The 18,093-nt window shown below is 43.1% G+C and carries 11 protein-coding genes; 9 read left to right on the top strand and 2 right to left on the bottom strand.

The window, feature by feature from the left end; translation table 11 throughout:
- Positions 1 to 108 precede the first annotated feature (108 nt).
- A complete protein-coding gene (locus DW173_RS04570; RefSeq protein ID WP_120143880.1) occupies positions 109 to 954 on the bottom strand; it encodes a helix-turn-helix domain-containing protein in 846 nt (281 codons plus the stop codon).
- 846 nt (positions 955 to 1,800) lie between these two features.
- Here DW173_RS04570 and DW173_RS04565 point away from each other — a divergent pair.
- The 6 genes from DW173_RS04565 to DW173_RS04540 all read left to right on the top strand — a co-directional run bounded on the left by DW173_RS04565 (position 1,801) and on the right by DW173_RS04540 (position 11,310).
- Positions 1,801 to 2,385, top strand: a complete 585-nt coding sequence (locus DW173_RS04565) for a DUF3575 domain-containing protein (protein ID WP_120143879.1) — start codon at positions 1,801 to 1,803, stop codon at positions 2,383 to 2,385.
- Between the two features lie 12 nt (positions 2,386 to 2,397).
- On the top strand, positions 2,398 to 3,825 hold the full coding sequence (locus DW173_RS04560; protein ID WP_120143877.1) for a DUF3868 domain-containing protein: 1,428 nt from the start codon (positions 2,398 to 2,400) through the stop codon (positions 3,823 to 3,825).
- Between the two features lie 55 nt (positions 3,826 to 3,880).
- On the top strand, positions 3,881 to 5,641 hold the full coding sequence (locus tag DW173_RS04555; RefSeq protein ID WP_120143875.1) for an Mfa1 family fimbria major subunit: 1,761 nt from the start codon (positions 3,881 to 3,883) through the stop codon (positions 5,639 to 5,641).
- 261 nt (positions 5,642 to 5,902) lie between these two features.
- Positions 5,903 to 6,967, top strand: a complete 1,065-nt coding sequence (locus DW173_RS04550) for a FimB/Mfa2 family fimbrial subunit (RefSeq protein ID WP_120143874.1) — start codon at positions 5,903 to 5,905, stop codon at positions 6,965 to 6,967.
- 21 nt (positions 6,968 to 6,988) lie between these two features.
- Positions 6,989 to 8,170: a hypothetical protein gene (locus DW173_RS04545; RefSeq protein ID WP_120143872.1), complete on the top strand. Its 1,182-nt coding sequence runs from the start codon at positions 6,989 to 6,991 to the stop codon at positions 8,168 to 8,170.
- Between the two features lie 20 nt (positions 8,171 to 8,190).
- Positions 8,191 to 11,310, top strand: a complete 3,120-nt coding sequence (locus tag DW173_RS04540) for a DUF4906 domain-containing protein (protein ID WP_120143870.1) — start codon at positions 8,191 to 8,193, stop codon at positions 11,308 to 11,310.
- Positions 11,311 to 11,343: 33 nt separating this feature from the next.
- Here DW173_RS04540 and DW173_RS24075 read toward each other — a convergent pair whose 3' ends face one another.
- Positions 11,344 to 11,511 carry a hypothetical protein gene (locus tag DW173_RS24075; RefSeq protein WP_233562095.1) on the bottom strand — a complete coding sequence of 56 codons (168 nt, stop codon included), beginning with the start codon at positions 11,509 to 11,511 and terminating at the stop codon, positions 11,344 to 11,346.
- 32 nt (positions 11,512 to 11,543) lie between these two features.
- On the opposite strand from DW173_RS24075, the gene DW173_RS24070 reads away from it, so the two are divergent.
- The 3 genes from DW173_RS24070 (at position 11,544) to DW173_RS04525 (ending at position 18,015) form a co-directional block, all read left to right on the top strand.
- Complete coding sequence (locus DW173_RS24070; RefSeq protein WP_233562093.1) at positions 11,544 to 11,774, top strand: hypothetical protein; 231 nt, start codon at positions 11,544 to 11,546, stop codon at positions 11,772 to 11,774.
- A gap of 291 nt (positions 11,775 to 12,065) precedes the next feature.
- Positions 12,066 to 16,130 carry a two-component regulator propeller domain-containing protein gene (locus tag DW173_RS04530; protein WP_120143869.1) on the top strand — a complete coding sequence of 1,355 codons (4,065 nt, stop codon included), beginning with the start codon at positions 12,066 to 12,068 and terminating at the stop codon, positions 16,128 to 16,130.
- 349 nt (positions 16,131 to 16,479) lie between these two features.
- Positions 16,480 to 18,015 (top strand): sulfatase family protein, encoded by a 1,536-nt coding sequence (locus DW173_RS04525; protein WP_120143867.1) that lies wholly within the window; start codon positions 16,480 to 16,482, stop codon positions 18,013 to 18,015.
- Positions 18,016 to 18,093: the final 78 nt, after the last annotated feature.

The raw sequence follows: 18,093 nt of genomic DNA, 5'->3' as shown, positions 1-18,093 counted from the left end.
GCTTTGATAACAGATATCTCCTCCTAGTCAAGACTTCTGCCCGTTTTCTAATGATGAAATCACCTCTTTTTGTTTGTTAATGTGATATAATGTTAACATTTCTCCTTTTTATCCTTTATTCCGATACTCTAACGGAGTCATTCCTGTGTATCGTTTAAAGTATCTACTGAAAAAAGAAATATTAGGAAAGTTCAGTGAATCGGAAATTTGTTGTATGGAAAGCTTTGAGAGCTTTAGTTGGGATTTCGCATCCATAATTACCATGTATGAGATGAAATCTGTGCATGTTTTTCCTGTAACTTGTTTCACTATTGTACACAAATACACTTGAGTAACTCCCAATTTCTCAGCGTACCAGGCCACTCTTTTATTTTGTGTGTAATGGTAAAATACCAGCTGTGCGAAAGTTCGGCATAGCTGTTCATTTTTCGAAAGAGAAAAAGTGTCAGCTTCCCTGTGTTTGTATAATATGGATATACCAGTATGTGCATTCAGATAAATATTGTATGTAACCCTTCTTCTGGTTTCTTCATCCATGGACGAATATAGCTGTTGCAAGAAAATGAAATGATTTTTTATCATTTTTGCTTCTGCTTGTTTTAAAGTCAGTTTGGCTTTTCCCAATGCTGCATATAACGTTTCAGGTATTATATTGTCCGAGTTATGATGTTCCATGTATTGTTGAGAGAATCCCAGAATATGGAATTCCGAATTCGTTTCTATTCTATGGATTTGCAATACGCTTCCCGGGGTAAGTATTACCAAATCATTAGGTCTTGCTGTTATTAAATTTGTATTAATTGTGGCTTCTATTTCCCCTTCCATGCATAGAAGCAGCATTTCGCATTTTAAACGTACTGGATAGTTTAAATATTTTTTTAATACCTCCCGATTAATGTTGGTGCGTACAATCCAGTCATTAGATAAATCTATTTTTAGAATTTCATTCTTCATGTTTCAGACTTTTGGTACAAATATAAACATTAAAAATAAAAAATGATATTTTGAGTCATTTTTGTATACATCTTATTGTATATTCTTAATTCGTTTTAGCATGTTACAAAATAGAATAAAGAATAAATAGCAACTGATAATTGCTAATGACTGTATGAATGATATTGGGGTTGATTTTTAAGTAATACGCATAAGTTACTATGATAAATGCGTATATTTTTTTGTTAAAATCACTTTGTTATATAATAATTTAATATTACATTTCACACTGAAAATTAAAAATAGGACAAAAAAATAAAAAATAGATATTGACATTAACATTAATGCCATTTAACTTTGCATCAAAATATACAAAAAATATTATAATATAAAGCTGTATTATTGGGGAGGCTATATTATAGCTATTTTGTTCATTTCTTATCCTTGTAAGGATTTCAAAATAAACATTGGAGAATAAGAATATGATCTAAAATATATGCTAAAATAGCTATTGAGTATTTTTACCTGTTTCATAGATATTATATATGAAAATATGTGAGCTTTTTAGTCTTAGAATGATAATAAAAAAACAAAAAGTAATGAACACGGTAATAATGATGAATTATATAAAGATATTAGAGAGGACAAATGTAAGCGACATTTGTATTTCTTTCGTTAGAGGCTGTTTTGTAGTTTATAAACATTCTGTTGTCCAGTTAAAAGCATTGTTTCCTCACTTACTTATATATATTTTTCATACAAGTTTCCATACAAAACCATTGCGGAATCTTGCTTGAAAAGATATCAACTATTTCAATTGAGATAATTATTACATTTGTTTTATGAATTTAATAAAGTTGTAGTAATATGAAATTTAAATACCATATAATTTTACTTTTTACTCTATGTTTCTGCTTGGAAATGAAAAGTCAGACAATTGCTGTTAAAAGTAATTTGTTGTATGATTTAACATCAAGTATAAATGCTGGCATAGAGTTGGGGCTTTCTCCTCACTGGACACTTGATATTTCTGGTAATTATAATGGTTGGACAATGTCACATGACCGGCGTTGGAAACATTGGGCTGTACAGCCCGAAGTCCGCTATTGGTTGTGTGATCGTTTTGGTGCACACTTTTTTGGCGCCCATTTACATGGCGGACAGTATAACATCGGAGGATTTGACGGACGTGTTAAAATTCTTGGCACTGACGCACGGAAACTGAAAAATACCCGTTATCAGGGATGGTTTATAGGTGGGGGCGTGGCATACGGCTATGCATGGCTCCTCGGTCACCATTGGAACTTGGAGACGGAAATCGGTTTCGGTTATTCCTATACCCGTTATGATAAGTTCCGATGTGCAGGATGTGGGAAAAAGGTAGAAACGAACAAGCCACATCATTACGTGGGACCTACGAAAGCGGCCATTAACTTGGTTTATCTATTCTAAATTGCAACGAACATGAAAAGGACGATATTCATACTGGCAACCCTACTGGGCATAGGAAATGTGTTGAAAACTGTGGCGCAAAACACTAAAGACATCACACTCGGTGTTTCCATTAAAAGTTTCAACATAAATCGTGAAGGAAAATACCTTACCGTGAAGATGAATTTGGATCTAAACAAACTTGATGTAGATGCAAATCGTGCCGTACTACTCACACCACGTCTGGTCAACGGGACGGATTCGCTCGACCTACCCGCGGTGGGAATTTACGGGCGCAGGCGATATTACTATTATGTACGAAACGGCATAGGAAGTATCTCGGGGGAAAGTGAAACAATTTATCGCGCTTCGAGCAAACCGGACAGCGTGGCATACAACAACCTCGCGGAGTACGAAAAGTGGATGGACGGGGCAATGCTCAAGTTCCACCGTAGTGATTGGGGTTGTTGCCACGAGATAGTGGCGGAATACGAAGGCATATTGGGACGTCATCGCGAGGCATTCTTCCCGGAATTGATATTCGTGCAACCTAAGGCGGAAATCATGAAAAGCCGTTCATTATCCGGTTCGGCATATATCGACTTCCCGGTTGACCAGACAGTGATTTATCCCGATTATCGTCGCAATACTACCGAATTGGGCAAAATACAAGCGACTATCGACTCCGTGCGTAATGACAAGGATGTCACCATCACTTCTGTGTGGCTGAAAGGTTTCGCTTCGCCGGAGAGTCCCTATAAACACAACACGGAGCTTGCCATCGGGCGTACTGCCGCACTTAAAAAACACATAGGACAGTTGTACCACTTTGCGGATAGCATTATCCAAACCGACTACGAGCCGGAAGACTGGGCGGGCTTGCGCCGCTATGTGGAACAATCGAACATTAACTACCGTGCGGAGATTCTGACTTTGATAGACAGCGACATGGAACCCGATGCCAAGGAGGCGAAAATCAAACGCACTTATCCCAACGAGTACCGCTTCATGCTGCAGAATTTCTATCCTGCCTTGCGCCATACCGACTACCGCATAGACTACAACATCCGCAAGTTCAATAAAGTGGAGGAGATAAAGCGCATCATGGCAGAACAGCCGCAGAAACTAAGTCTTAACGAGTTCTACCTCGTTGCCGGGAAGTATGAACCCGGCACGGATGAGTTTACAGATGTCTTTGAAACTGCCGTACGTATGTTCCCGAACGATGAGATTGCCAACCTCAATGCTGCCAATGCCGCCATCCGGCGAGATGATTTTGCAACGGCACGCCGCTACCTTGACAAGGCGGGCGATTCCGCCGAGGCTGTCTATGCACGTGGAGCGCTTGCCATACGGGAAAAGGATTATGACACGGCGCGCCGGTACTTGGGTAAGGCGAAAGAGATGGGGCTGGAAAAAGCGACACTCACGCTGAAAGAGCTGGACGAAAGGCAGAAATGACATCCAATCAATCATATAGAAAAAAAACATTTTCAAACATTTTAATTTATCCATAATGAAAAGAAATTTATTATTCATGACTGTGCTGGCATCCTTGTTCTTGGCAGGATGCTCACAAGAGGAGATTACTCCTAACAGCGAGAACGAAGGTAACGGTGAGACCAATACCAGCTACATGGCCGTAAACCTGATGTCCTCTGATGTAATGGGTACGCGTGCCACTGGAGGGAATTATGTAGATGGAACTACGACCGAGAACGCAGTTTCCAGTGTCCGTTTTTACTTCTTTAACGGAAATGGTGGTATTGCCAACGTTAAGGTTAAAGGTAACGGTTATGTGAACTACTATGACTGGGTGCCCGGTAGCAATGTTGAAGGTAACCAGCCCGGTGATGTAGAAAAAAAACTCAAAGCCACTATTGTCATCAGTACCAAAGATGGCGACAAACTTCCCAAGATGGTGGTAGCAGTGTTGAACCCTCCTTTAGATACGGATAATAAAGTCAAATGGGGTGATGACTCGAAGTCCCTTACTCAGCTGCAGGCCGTAGTTGACGATTACGCGGTCACTGCCCTGACCCGAGAGAACAAATTCGTAATGTTCAACTCCGTATACTATAATACAACTAACGGTACGGAAGTCATTGCAGTTCCCATTACTACTAATAACCTCAAGAAAGAGGAAAGTGAAGCCCTGAAGAATCCCGTTACCATCTACGTAGAGCGTAGTGTGGCCAAAGTCAAGGTTAATTTAGACTCTGGTATAGGTTTCGATACGAACAATCGACTGGCACTGAAAAATAAAACCAAGGATGATAGCGGGAAGGACGTTGAGACCCCTATCACAGTTGGAGGAAAGCAGGTTTACTTGCAGCTCAATGGCTGGGGCCTGACAGCCGATACCAATCAAGGCCGACTGGTCAAGAAGATTAATCCCAGCTGGACAACTCAATGGTGGAGAGGTACCCACCGCACTTTCTGGGCCATCAATGATATGCATGCCACGAACCGGTATCATACCTATAACAACTTAACAGCCAGTCTTTCCGACGCATTGTACACCAACGAGAATGCAGGAAAGGATGATATTGATGGCACTAAAGCCGACCAGGTCAACACCAAGGTTATCATTAAAGGCACCCTTTGTAAGGATGACGGCACCCCCTTCACTATTGTAAGACACTTGGGAGCATTATTTCCCGATGTATATTCCACAACTGAAAGTAGCAATCTTCCCGCACTGAAGGACAATATCCTTTCCCAACTGTCAACCAATGACTTGCATTACTATTATGAAGAAACAACGGGTGAGGGAGAAAATGCAGAAAAGGAGCGTAAACAGATCGGAGCCGCTGACCTTAAGATTGTAATTGCACCCCAAGACCCAAAAGAGGAAAGCGATAACAATTGCTATGTATATGCCCAGCTGACAGATGCTGCACAAAGCAAGATATGGTACAACACCTTGGATGAAGGTACTATCGAAAACCCAGTTCAGCCAATCCAATACTCTGAAATCAACACCAGTCTTTCAGAAAAAGTTGACAAAGCTTTGGTATGGCAGTCCGGCATGACCTACTATTACTACGAGATCAAGCATCTTCATAACGACCAAAATCAATTGATGACAGGTGTAGTACGCAACCACGTATATGAGACAACCGTGACAAAGATACTCGGTCTCGGTACCCCTGTATACGATCCTGCTGAGAAGATTTATCCCGAGAAGCCATCGAAAAACGACCACTACATCGCGGCTGAAATCAACATTCTCTCTTGGCGTCTTGTCCAGAATAGCTATGAGTTGGAGTGGTAATATAACCCCGAACGCTCAAAAGCGTTTCTGATACATACAAAGTGTGGGAGGCGGCTCCCGTCTCCCACACATATTAGTAAAACAAAATAACAAATACAGTACCCGCCCACCGGTACACAAGGGAGGTGTGGCCTTGGAGACCTGAATACAGAAGACAGGTATCCCACTTGACGAGAAAATTCGGATGCGGAAATTCCGCACACCATATATAGAACAAGTAACACAGGTATAAACTTATACATTCAAGAAAGAGTAAACGATATGAATATACGGGCATTGATAAGGAATGTGGCAGCCAAGGTCTGCATGGCGTCAGTTTGCCTGTTGGCTATGTCGTCCTGCGACAGCTGGCTCTACGAGGAAGAAGGCGATTGTTCGGTGTATTATCGGCTCAAGTTCTGCTATGACAAGAACTTAAAGTGGGCTGATGCTTTCACAAACGAGGTTTCATCAGTTCACCTGTATGCCTTCGACAAATCGGGCGTACTAGTATGGCAGCAAGAGGAACAGATGAACCCGAGCACGGCAGAGAACTACTCGATGTTGCTCGATCTTCCTGCCGGCGACTACAAGTTGCTTGCTTGGTGCGGACTTCAAAACGACGGTGAGCACGACGAATCCTTCTCTGTACCCGAAGCCCGTGTCAGCGAGACCCGCGTCGAGCAGTTACAGTGCACGTTGAACCGCAAGCGTGACGAGTCAGGCGCATACAGCGAAGAACATTTGTACCGTCTCTTTCACGGTACGCTGGATGTATCACTGCCTGTTAACGATGACGGCGGTAGCTACGAATACACCATGCCCCTGACCAAGAACACCAACCATATCCGCATCATCCTGCAGCACTTGTCGGGAGAGGATGTAAATGAGGCTGACTTCATCTTCCGTATTGATGATGAGAACGGTCTTATGGCACACGACAACGAGTTGATGGTCGACGAGAATATCAACTATCACCCCTGGGATATACAGGGTGTCGAGGCCGGCATTGGCAAGGACGATAACCGTGCTGTCAACAATGTAAAAGGACTCGTTGCCGACTTTACTGTAGGTCGCCTGATAGAAACACATCGCGAGAAAATGATACTCACCATCACCACCAAGGAAGGCAAGACGGTGGCCCGCATCCCGGTGATAGACTACGCATTGATGGGAAAAGAGTACTACGAGAAGGAATACCGTTATCCGATGGATGAGCGGGAGTTCCTCGACCGTCTGGACGAGTGCGTTATGACCCTCTTTCTTGACGAGGATCACAAATGGGTAAGCAGCGTCATTCAAATTCTATCATGGCGTGTGGTGCTGAGTAACGTTGAAGTTGAATAATCAGGAAGAAGGATTGGACTGATGAAACCGAGCATTATACATAGCATTGTGGTCTGCCTGGCGGCATTCACACTGCCGTTTATGGTGGCGTGCAGCAGTCGGGAAGAATCCTTGCCGGACAACGTTACGGAAGCTGCCTTGTACCTGAATATCGCCACCATAGAACAAACAAGGGCAAATACGGTAGAACTGCCCGACAACGAAAAGATGAAAAGCGTGCGTGTGGTTATACTACATGCGGCTGACGGAACGGTGGAACATAACCGTCACTTTTCGCTGGAAGGTGCACAGGCACAGAAAACCATCTTACTCAAAGTAAGACCCAACGAAAAGAAGAAGATATTCCTTTTTGCTAACGAAGAGAGTGTGTCCACGATAGAAGGTGTAACAGTAGAGAGTGAAAATCAAACGCTGACCGCTTTCTTCAACTGTTATACAGAAGGAATGTCCGGCTTTGAAGCCGCGGTGAACAACCTCTACTTCGCTCCAGACTATTCGAACGGGAACCCCATCCCGATGTCCTCCATATACAAGATAGATTTTCCTGAAAAAGGAAATTTTGACGGGACGTTCTACATCGTACGTATCGCCACCAAGTTCACCTGCCGTTTCAAGAATTTTCGTAGCGATGCTGTCACGGTGAACAGCATATCGGTGTCAGACATTGCCAATGACTCTTACCTGATGGCACACAAGCAAAATCCGACAATGAAGTTCACTGAAGAGGATAACAGCATAAGTGAACTTTTCTGGATAGACTGGCTGAAAAAGGTGTCTGATGAGTCGCAAGAGCATCCCGAAGACAAGACATTGGCTGACAAAAGAGGCTGGATTATGGATTACGACATTCCAGAAAGCGCTGTTCAAGTCCCTACCGGTCAAACGAACCTGAAATTGTCTGTACCAAAAGCTAATAACACGGATGTAAATCAGGAACAAGGTACCTTGTACACATTCTATCTTCCCGAAAGCAAGGACCTGATAGAACCGACCGAGACTTACGGAGAACAGCGGTATAAGATGACACTCGGTTTGACTGATGAACACGATGAACAGAAGTCATTCAATTTTGCTTTTGATAATCTGAAAGCTCTTTTCCGTAACACGAATGCTGTAATAGATATAATTATGTATGACAGGAAAGTTGTGGTGGATGTGATTCCATACAGCGAAGTAGTACTTGAACCGGAATTTGGATTGTAAAACAATAAACAAAAAAATATATGAAGCGTTTTGTACAATATATAGTTATTTCTCTGATAGCCTTTGCCGTTACAGGTTGCCAAAATAATTTCCTGAGCGAAGAACGTATAGGTAAAGGCAATGCAGCAGTATCGGCGACGTTGGACTTCACTCCTATGTCTTCGGCACTGTCACAGACGCGTGCTGCCGGCGGTGCCCTGAAAGAGATAAAGTCCCTGCATATATTGTTGTATAATGAGGATGGGAATTTGCGGCGAAGTTGGACACAGAATGAAGTTCAGAAGGACTTGAGAAATTATAATGTGACTTTTGAAAATCGTGCGGATACGGATGCGGAAAACGGACATAAGGCTGAATCAACTACGGCACGCGTCACATTCACGTTACCGGGAGAAATTGAATACGGCAAATATTATATCTATGCCGTGGCAAACATACCTGACCTGCTGACAGATTATGCCGAAAACATAAAGACAGTGGACGATCTCAAAAGCATTCCTCTCACATGGGACAATACAAAAAACGAAGAAACCGGCGAATATAATGTGGTCAACAACGCTCAGATGTTAGGCTGTTTCACAAACTCTACATCATCCAATTACTCGGGTGATGAGTCTCTTGTAATAAACAGCAAAAATGTAAAACTTCACGCTTGGCTGCGCCGTGCGGCCTCTAAAGTGACCATCGCATACGACGGTAGCGCATTGAAAGAAGGAGTGTTTATTTATCTCCAATCCGTGCAGATCAAAGATATCCCTTCACAATGTTATTTGGGAAAGGAAAATAACGTGGGAAAAGAAGGATACACCTTGGATGTGCCGACGACCGGACCTGATATGATTGATGGAGAAATCATCACTTATCACAAAGGAGATATATCGGATAATTTTGAATACGGAGAAGGTTGTGCAGACCATCGTGTCACGGTAGGTAGTCCCCATTTCGGTTCTCACGAAGAAACAGCTCCCGCACTGTACTTTTACGAGAACATGCAGGGGGCGGATAGTAGTATGCCCGATAAAAGACAGGATTCAGACAATAATGGGATATTAGATTTTCCCGGATTGCCGAACAAACCGGATAAATACCCAGATTACCGCCTAAAAGATGACGTACTTTACGGGACATATATCGAGGTACATGCGCACTACATCTCCAACAATTCCGAGCGATTGGGCAACGGGCACATCATCTATCGTTTCATGCTAGGACAGGACGTGAAAAAGGACTATAACGCCAAACGTAACTGCCACTACAAGCTGACGTTGAAATTCAAAAATTTCGCCAATGAAGCAGACTGGCATATAGAGTATGAGGAACCGGAGCCTGGCGTGATGACTCCCGAACCTTATTACATTTCTTATCTGTATAAACATTCCATGATGTATCCCATTAAGGTGAATACTGGCGGTCGAAAGATAGAATACATAAAAGCGGAAATCGAGGAAAACAACTGGGCACCCCATAATGCTGGTGGCGATATTTATTATACGGGTGCTCCGAATGGTGTTGCAGCACCGTGGAACGGTTTCCTGTCATTACATAAAACAACGGAAACGGTTCTATACGTAGAGAAAATCGGATCAAATGAGGCATACTACAAAACTGCTCCTAAACGTGGTGAACGTGAATACAAAAACTTTACTTTACCTGTGGGTAAGACATTCGAAGAATTTACGACTGACGGTTCTGAAAAGGACGATAAATACCGTATAGAAAAACATCCTACAGAAGCAAATACATACAACATATATATTCCTATGTACACGCGCGCCAAGCAGATGATATCAACGACCGGATACACAGGAAACAATCCATACGTGGCATATCAGAGAAAGGCGAGAGTCAAGTTTACAACTAAGTTGGAAGGATTGGATGAATGCTTTGTCAATGAAGTTCCGATATACCAGGTACGCCGTGTTGTGAATCCTAAGGGCATCTACCGGTCTTTCGGAAATAATAAGTCGTTTCATGTCGTGTTGAAGCGATTACCGGGAGAGGATCAACAAATGTTCACAACATTCCAATCTGAAGGTCCCTGGAAAGCCTATGTCGTCAAGAAACATAATGGGGACGGAATCACCCTGTCGGTAACATCGGACAAAACAGAGTTAAAGGATGATCCGGAACATGGGAAAACCATATATGGTAGAACCGGTAGCGTGATTGACTTCAGTGTGGATTTCTCCGGGAGTTCGTCGGAGAACCGTTACGCTATTATCCGCGTGGAATATCACAATTATACCTGCCAGCATCTGATTTTCGTACGGCAAGGAGACAAACCTGACGATTTGGTTACAGGCGGCGTGAAGTGGTATGCCAAAAACATGAGGACTTCAACGGAACTGGCTTCTACTCCATTGGACGAAGGATCGCTGTTCAAATTCGGAAATTGGCTCCAGCCGATAGACGCATTGAGTAATAAAAATCCATTCGAGCCATGGATAAATGTTACAGCTGAAGCTTTCAAAGTATATCCGGAAGATGGTTTGACCAATGCAGAAACCGGAGCCAAAATGGAGTGGACGACCATAACTTCTCATGGCAAAACCGAAACGTTTGGTAACCCGCAGATGGCAAACGCGCGGGTGGCTACAGCCGCGGATTTTTGGGAATTGAGGAAGGAAGGTAGTAATGTTGAGCAGGGATACGGTGTATTGTACGGAGATGATGCCACGAAAACGGCTGATGATATCGTAGAGGTTTATGGCTATGACTATGAAAATAATACTCAGGGACGTGGAATGAGAGGGTGTTTCGCATATAATAGCGAAACGGGCAAAAGTGTGTTCTTTCCTATAGGTGCCTCCGGCTACGGACACAGAAAACAAAGCTACCCATACCCTGGTTGGGGAGATAATGAAACCCTCAATGGAGTATTAAGATATGCTGCCGGCCGAACAAAATTATATCCCGATCCTAAAGAACGTCCGTTGTTTTACGACATATACAAACGACCAGGAGCCATCTATTGGTTAAATGCGGAGATTCCCCAAAACCAACTTACTCCGACAGATGGTCCAAGTCTGGGATGGGATATAAACTATTTCTCATTCGATTTCAATTTTATCAGTACAAGTAACATGATAAGACCTAGTGGGTCTGATGCCTGCTTTGTGCGTTGCGTAGTAAATCCATAATCATGGGAGAAAAATCTTACTTTTAATATATCCTTAAAAGAGAACAAATGTAACCGGATAAGAGGCCTCAAGCCGAAGACGGAAGCTAAATACCACCCGGCGTTGGAACTGTACAACACAACCCGTCTCTCCAATGTCGAGATTTGTAGGCAGTGCGAAATTTCCATAAGCGGATTCTCCCGTTATATCGGTATCTACCATCGTCATTTGATGCTGAAACGCAACGACATCAAGTGCATTCCGGAGGAAGCAGGCAATATCAAGATGAACCAGCGGTGTGTGGGCAACATCTCGAAACCTATGCCAAATACAAGGAGGTTATCGTGGCGTGTGACAGCATGGACTATATAGAGTACAATGTATCTCAAATTGCCCGTGAATCTGGATTGACTGGTACGAATCTCGGCAGACAGTTACACACACATTATCCCGAAGTACTGGAATTTCGGGAGTGGGCATGGTAACGGTTGCAATGCCTGGCTTTGAGTCTGCTCCGCAAACTTATTGTTTTGCTCAAGTAATTGAGTGTTCTTGGCTCTGGTAAATAACAGCTGCTCTTCCAGCAGTGAGATTATCCATCTCCTTGTTCATGAAACAAAGAGATGGATAATTTGAATATTTTCAGTATAAAACTGTTCTTTTCTCAAATAGCATACTGATATCCAGTGCCCTTCATAAAACTTCTGACTAATATTGCCTCTTTCGAATAAAAACAATATATTTGCATAGATGTAAACACCTTAAAATACAAATTAGTGAGAAAAGCAATCCTTTTATTTCTGCTATTTTTAAGCGTAGCCGCAGTCCGCACACAAGGTCAAAACATCACTTTCAGCCATTTGACCACGGACGACGGGCTTTCCCAGTTCTCTGTCAACAGCCTTTATATTGACGAACGGGGAATTATATGGATCGGCACGCGTGAAGGACTTAACCGATATAACGGTAACGATATCAAAAGTTTCAAACTTAAGAAAAATGATCCGAACAGTCTGTTCAGCAATACAGTGCTGCGCATCACCGGAAACAAAAACGGGAAAGTATACTTGCTTTGCACTGATGGAGTAGCAGAGTTCGATCTGACTACGCAAAAATTCAAAACATTGCTGCAAGGGAATGTGGATGCTATTTACTTCAATGAAAAATTATATATCGGCAAAAGAGAAGAAGTTTTTGTATATAACGAAAGCACGGGTAACTTCGATCTCTACTATCATCTTGCCGGAAAAGACATCACCCTCTCCTGCCTACACTTGGACGAAAAGAAAAACCTTTGGATGGGAACTACCAGTAGTGGCCTTTACTGCTTGTCGGAAGATAAAACAAAAATCTCACAACCTGTCACAAGAGGTAATATTGCCAGTATATATGAAGATTCTGCCAAAGAGTTATGGATAGGCAGTTGGGAAGAAGGACTCTACCATATAAAGAGAGACGGAAATATCGAGAACTTTCGCCACGACTCGAAAAACGCGAATAGTCTCTGCTCTGATTTTGTAAGAAGCTGTTGTGAAGACAACACAGGCAACCTGTGGATTGGAACATTTCACGGTCTGAACCGGTATGACAAAAGCACAGGCAAATTCTATCTATATACTGCCAATAATGACAGCCCCGACGGACTCACCCACTCTTCCATCTGGTGTATCGTAAAAGATGAGCAAGGAACAATCTGGTTGGGTACTTACTTCGGAGGTGTTAATTATTTCAACCCGGAATATGAAATTTATACCCGTTACAAAACCGGAGATACAGAGAAAGAAGGTCTAAGTAGTCCGATCGTTGGCAGAATGACAGAAGATAAGAGCGGGAACCTATGGATTTGTACCGAAGGCGGTGGTGTGAATGTGTACGACCGAAAGAATAACACCTATCGGTGGTATCGCCATGAAGAAGGCAAGAACAGTATTTCCCATAATAATGTAAAAGCAATCTATTATGACCGAAATCATGAAATTATGTGGATAGGCACCCACTTGGGTGGTCTGAATAAGCTTGACCTGCGCACGAATCGTTTCACTGCCTACCGAATGAAAGCAGGGGATCCAGCATCGCTACCTTCAGATATTGTCCGGGACATTGTACCATATAAGGACAAGCTGGTTATTGCTACACAGAATGGTATCTGCCTTTTCGATCCAATAACAGGCACTTGCCAACAACTTTTTAAGGAAACAAAAGAAGGAAGAGGTATTGGTATGGTAGCTAGTCTTTGCATTGATAAAGACAGCACACTATGGATTGCAGCCACTGGAGAAGGGGTTTACTCTTATCGGTTCGATAGCGGTAAACTAACTAAATACCTGCATGACCCTGCCAATCCGAACAGTCTTAGCAACAACAATATCAACAGCATCATGCAGGACAGCAATGACAATTTGTGGTTCTGCACTTCCGGAAGCGGTCTCGACCGTTACCGCAAGGAAAGTGATGATTTCGAGAACTTTGACGTACAGAAAGACGGTTTATCCAGTGACTGCATCTACGAAGTATGCGAATCATCTATACAGAAAGGAGACTTATTGTTAATTACCAATCAAGGATTCTCACAGTTCGATTATCCAGGCAAGACGTTCTATAATTATGGTACGGAGAATGGATTCCCGTTGACTGCTGTCAATGAAAACGCACTATTTGTGACGCATGACGGAGAAATATTCCTTGGTGGTATTCAAGGAATGATTTCTTTCTGGGAGAAGAAACTACACTTCACCCCTAAATCTTATAATATTATTCTTTCCCGTCTGTTTGTCAATGGGAAAGAGGTAATTCCGGGAGATGAAACCGGAATCCTGAAACAGTCGATCTGCCATACACCGGAAATCAGCCTGAAAGCAAACCAGTCCATGTTCAGCCTTGAGTATGCCACCTCCAACTTCATCCCTGCCAACAGAGACGAGATTCTCTATCGACTGGAAGGTTTCTCGGATGAATGGAACCATACTTACCGAAAACAAACGATTATCACTTATACAAACCTGAATCCAGGCAAATATACGCTCGTCATCAAATCACAACGGGAAGGAATCAAAGAGGCAAGGTTGCTAATCATCGTGCTCCCTTCCTGGTATGAGACATGGTGGGCTTACTTGATTTACACCATTGTCACTATCAGTCTGTTGTGGTATCTCATTCAGAACTATAACTCGCGAATCAAACTTCGTGAATCTCTAAAATACGAAAAGAAACATATTGAAGATATTGAAGCACTGAATCAATCGAAACTCCGTTTCTTCACTAACATCTCTCACGAATTCCGCACGCCGTTAACACTGATCGTGGGACAGGTAGAAACATTGTTGCAAGTGCAAACATTTACTCCCAATATATATAGCAAGGTACTGGGAATTTACAAAAACAGCCTCCAATTACGTGAACTGATTACAGAACTACTCGACTTCCGGAAACAGGAACAGGGACACATGAAGATTAAAGTAAGCCAGCACAATCTGGTAAGCTTCCTGTATGAAAACTATCTGCTATTCCTCGAATATGCCAGCAGCAAGCAAATCAACTTCAAATTCAACAAACAGAAAGATGATATTGAAGTATGGTACGATCAGAAGCAAATGCAAAAAGTGATAAACAACCTGTTATCAAATGCGGTAAAACATACAAAAGCCGAAGATACAATTTCGATTAACGTATCGCAGGAAAAAGATCACGCTATTATTGAAATAAAAGATACCGGCACGGGTATCGCCGCTGCCGAAATTGATAAAATCTTCGACCGTTTCTATCAGACCGAGCATCTCAACTCGCTAAATACCGGAGCCGGCACAGGCATCGGACTGGCATTGACGAAAGGTATTGTGGAACTCCATCACGGAACAATCCGGGTGGAAAGCGAGCCGGGCAAAGGAAGCAGTTTTATTATCACCCTCAAACTTGGCAAAGAGCAGTTCACAGAAGAACAGATTGTGAAGGATGATACAGAAGCAACCATCCAGCAAACAGAGACAATTGTTCCTTCAGTAGAAATGATCCCTGATTCAGAATGGAAAGAGGAAGACAATAAACGCATTGAAGACGCTAAAATGCTGATAGTGGAAGACAATGAGTCTATCAAGCAAATGCTGGCCGGCATTTTCGAAACATTCTATCAGGTCAGCACCGCTTCCGACGGGGTAGAAGCATTAGAGATGATACAGAAAGATATGCCGAGCATCATTTTAAGTGATGTCGTGATGCCACGCATGTCGGGTACGGAGCTTTGCAAACAAATCAAGACAGACTTTAATACCTGCCACATCCCGGTGGTGTTACTAACCGCACGGACTGCCATAGAACACAACATCGAAGGATTGAAGATCGGTGCGGACGATTATATCACGAAACCGTTTAATACGAACCTACTGATTTCCCGTTGCAATAATCTGGTTAATTCCCGACGGCTATTGCAAGAGAAGTTCAGCAAGCAACCGCAGGCTTTTGCCCAAATGCTGGCTACCAACCCGATGGACAAGGAAATGCTCGACCGTGCAATGGCTATTATCGAACGTCATCTGGACAATACAGATTTCAATGTCAACATTTTCGCCCGTGAAATGGGTATGGCACGTACGAACCTGTTCACCAAACTGAAAGCAGTCACAGGCCAGACTCCGAATGACTTCATCCTAAGTATACGTCTCAAAAAAGGTGCTATCATGCTACGGAATAACCCGGAACTGAATATTACGGAAATTTCTGACCGGATCGGATTCTCCTCCTCACGCTATTTCAGTAAATGCTTCAAGGAGATTTATCACGTCAGTCCGCTGGCTTATCGTAAAGGAGAAGAAAACGAAGAAGAAGGAGATAAGGAAGAAACAGATTAGCCGATAGTCAACCATATTAAGCACCCCTTGCAAAATAATCTCTTATGAATGAAAGTCAGTAATTGAAAATGATTGAAGGATCCGGCTTAAACAAACACTCCAATACCACCATAGTGTCACCTTGTTGTCACAGTTGTGCCATCGTACTGGCACAACTGTGACAACAGGGTGGCACAACACCAGCCATACACAGCCCCAATCGAAGGTGTTATGGTTTCTTAACCCGAACAAAGCAAGGGATCTCTAAAGTGTACTATTTTGTACTTCACTTGTACATTCCTACTCACTCTTTTTCTTCCAATCGCTTATCTTTGTGTTCATTACATTATTTCCTAAAACATTCAGCAGTATGAAAAACGTTTCGCGTCTACTTCCCCTATTGTCCGGCATCGTCATGTTGTCAGGATGCAATCATGTACCCCCAAAAAGTAATGGACAGAATAACCAAAAGCCTAACATTATTTATATATTCGCAGACGATCTCGGCATCGGTGACTTGAGTTGTTACGGAGCAACAAAAGTGAGCACCCCCAACATTGACCGACTGGCAGGACAAGGAATACAATTCACCAATGCTTATGCAACTTCCGCCACCAGTACTCCTTCCCGTTTCGGACTTCTGACAGGTATGTATCCCTGGAGGCAGGAAAACACAGGAATCGCCCCCGGTAACTCTGAACTCATCATTGATACAGCCTGTGTCACTATGGCGGATATGCTGAAAGATGCAGGATATGCAACCGGTGCAGTGGGTAAATGGCATCTGGGACTCGGTCCGAAAGGTGGTACTGATTTCAATAACCGAATTACTCCCAACGCACAGAGTATCGGCTTTGACTACGAATTTATTATTCCCGCCACTGTAGACCGTGTGCCATGTGTATTTGTAGAGAACGGACACGTCGTAGGACTTGACGCTAATGATCCTATCACCGTAAGCTACGACCATAAAGTCGGCAATTGGCCTACGGGGGAAGAGAATCCGGAACTCGTAACCTTGAAACCCAGCCAAGGACACAACAATACAATTATCAACGGCATCCCCCGCATCGGATGGATGACTGGCGGGAAGTCCGCCCTTTGGAAGGATGAAGACATAGCCGACATCATTACTAATAAAGCAAAGAACTTTATCGCATCCCATCAGGAAGAACCCTTCTTTTTATATATGGGCACGCAAGACGTACACGTACCACGCATCCCCCATCCACGTTTTGCAGGTAAAAGCGGACTAGGCACCCGTGGTGATGTCATCCTGCAACTGGACTGGACCATCGGTGAAATCATGCATACGCTGGACAGTCTCCATATTGCAGACAATACCATCTTGATTTTTACCAGCGACAACGGTCCTGTCATAGACGACGGTTATCAAGACCAAGCTTACGAACTTCTCAACGGACATACGCCGATGGGTATTTACCGTGGTGGAAAATACAGTGCTTATGAAGCTGGTACACGTGTCCCGTTTATCGTTCGCTGGCCAGCCCAGATAAAGCCGAACAAACAGCAAGCACTTTTTTCCCAGATAGATGTGTACGCATCACTCGCTTCGCTTCTGAACCAGCCTTTACGCAAGGGAGCTGCCCCCGACAGTCAGGAGCATCTGAACGTTCTCCTCGGCAAAAATAATACAAACCGTGAGTATGTCGTTCAACAGAATCTCAATAATACACTTGCCATTATTAAAGGTCAATGGAAATACATCGAGCCGAGTGACAGCCCTGCTATCGAATACTGGACAGGAATGGAGTTAGGCAACGACAAACAGCCTCAACTTTACGATTTATCCTCCGATCCATCGGAGAAAACCAATGTCGCAAAGCAACATTTCGACATAGTGAAAGAGTTATCCGAATTACTGAAATCCGTAAAAGAGAAATAGATATATGAGAACAGAAAAATTGTATGATTTTGCACCAATCTTGAATAATTCTATCCATATAAGAAGATTCAATCCGTC

The organism is Bacteroides sp. AM16-13 (genome assembly GCF_003602705.1).
GTDB lineage: Bacteria > Bacteroidota > Bacteroidia > Bacteroidales > Bacteroidaceae > Bacteroides > Bacteroides xylanisolvens.
This window is presented reverse-complemented; position numbering and strand designations above follow the sequence as displayed.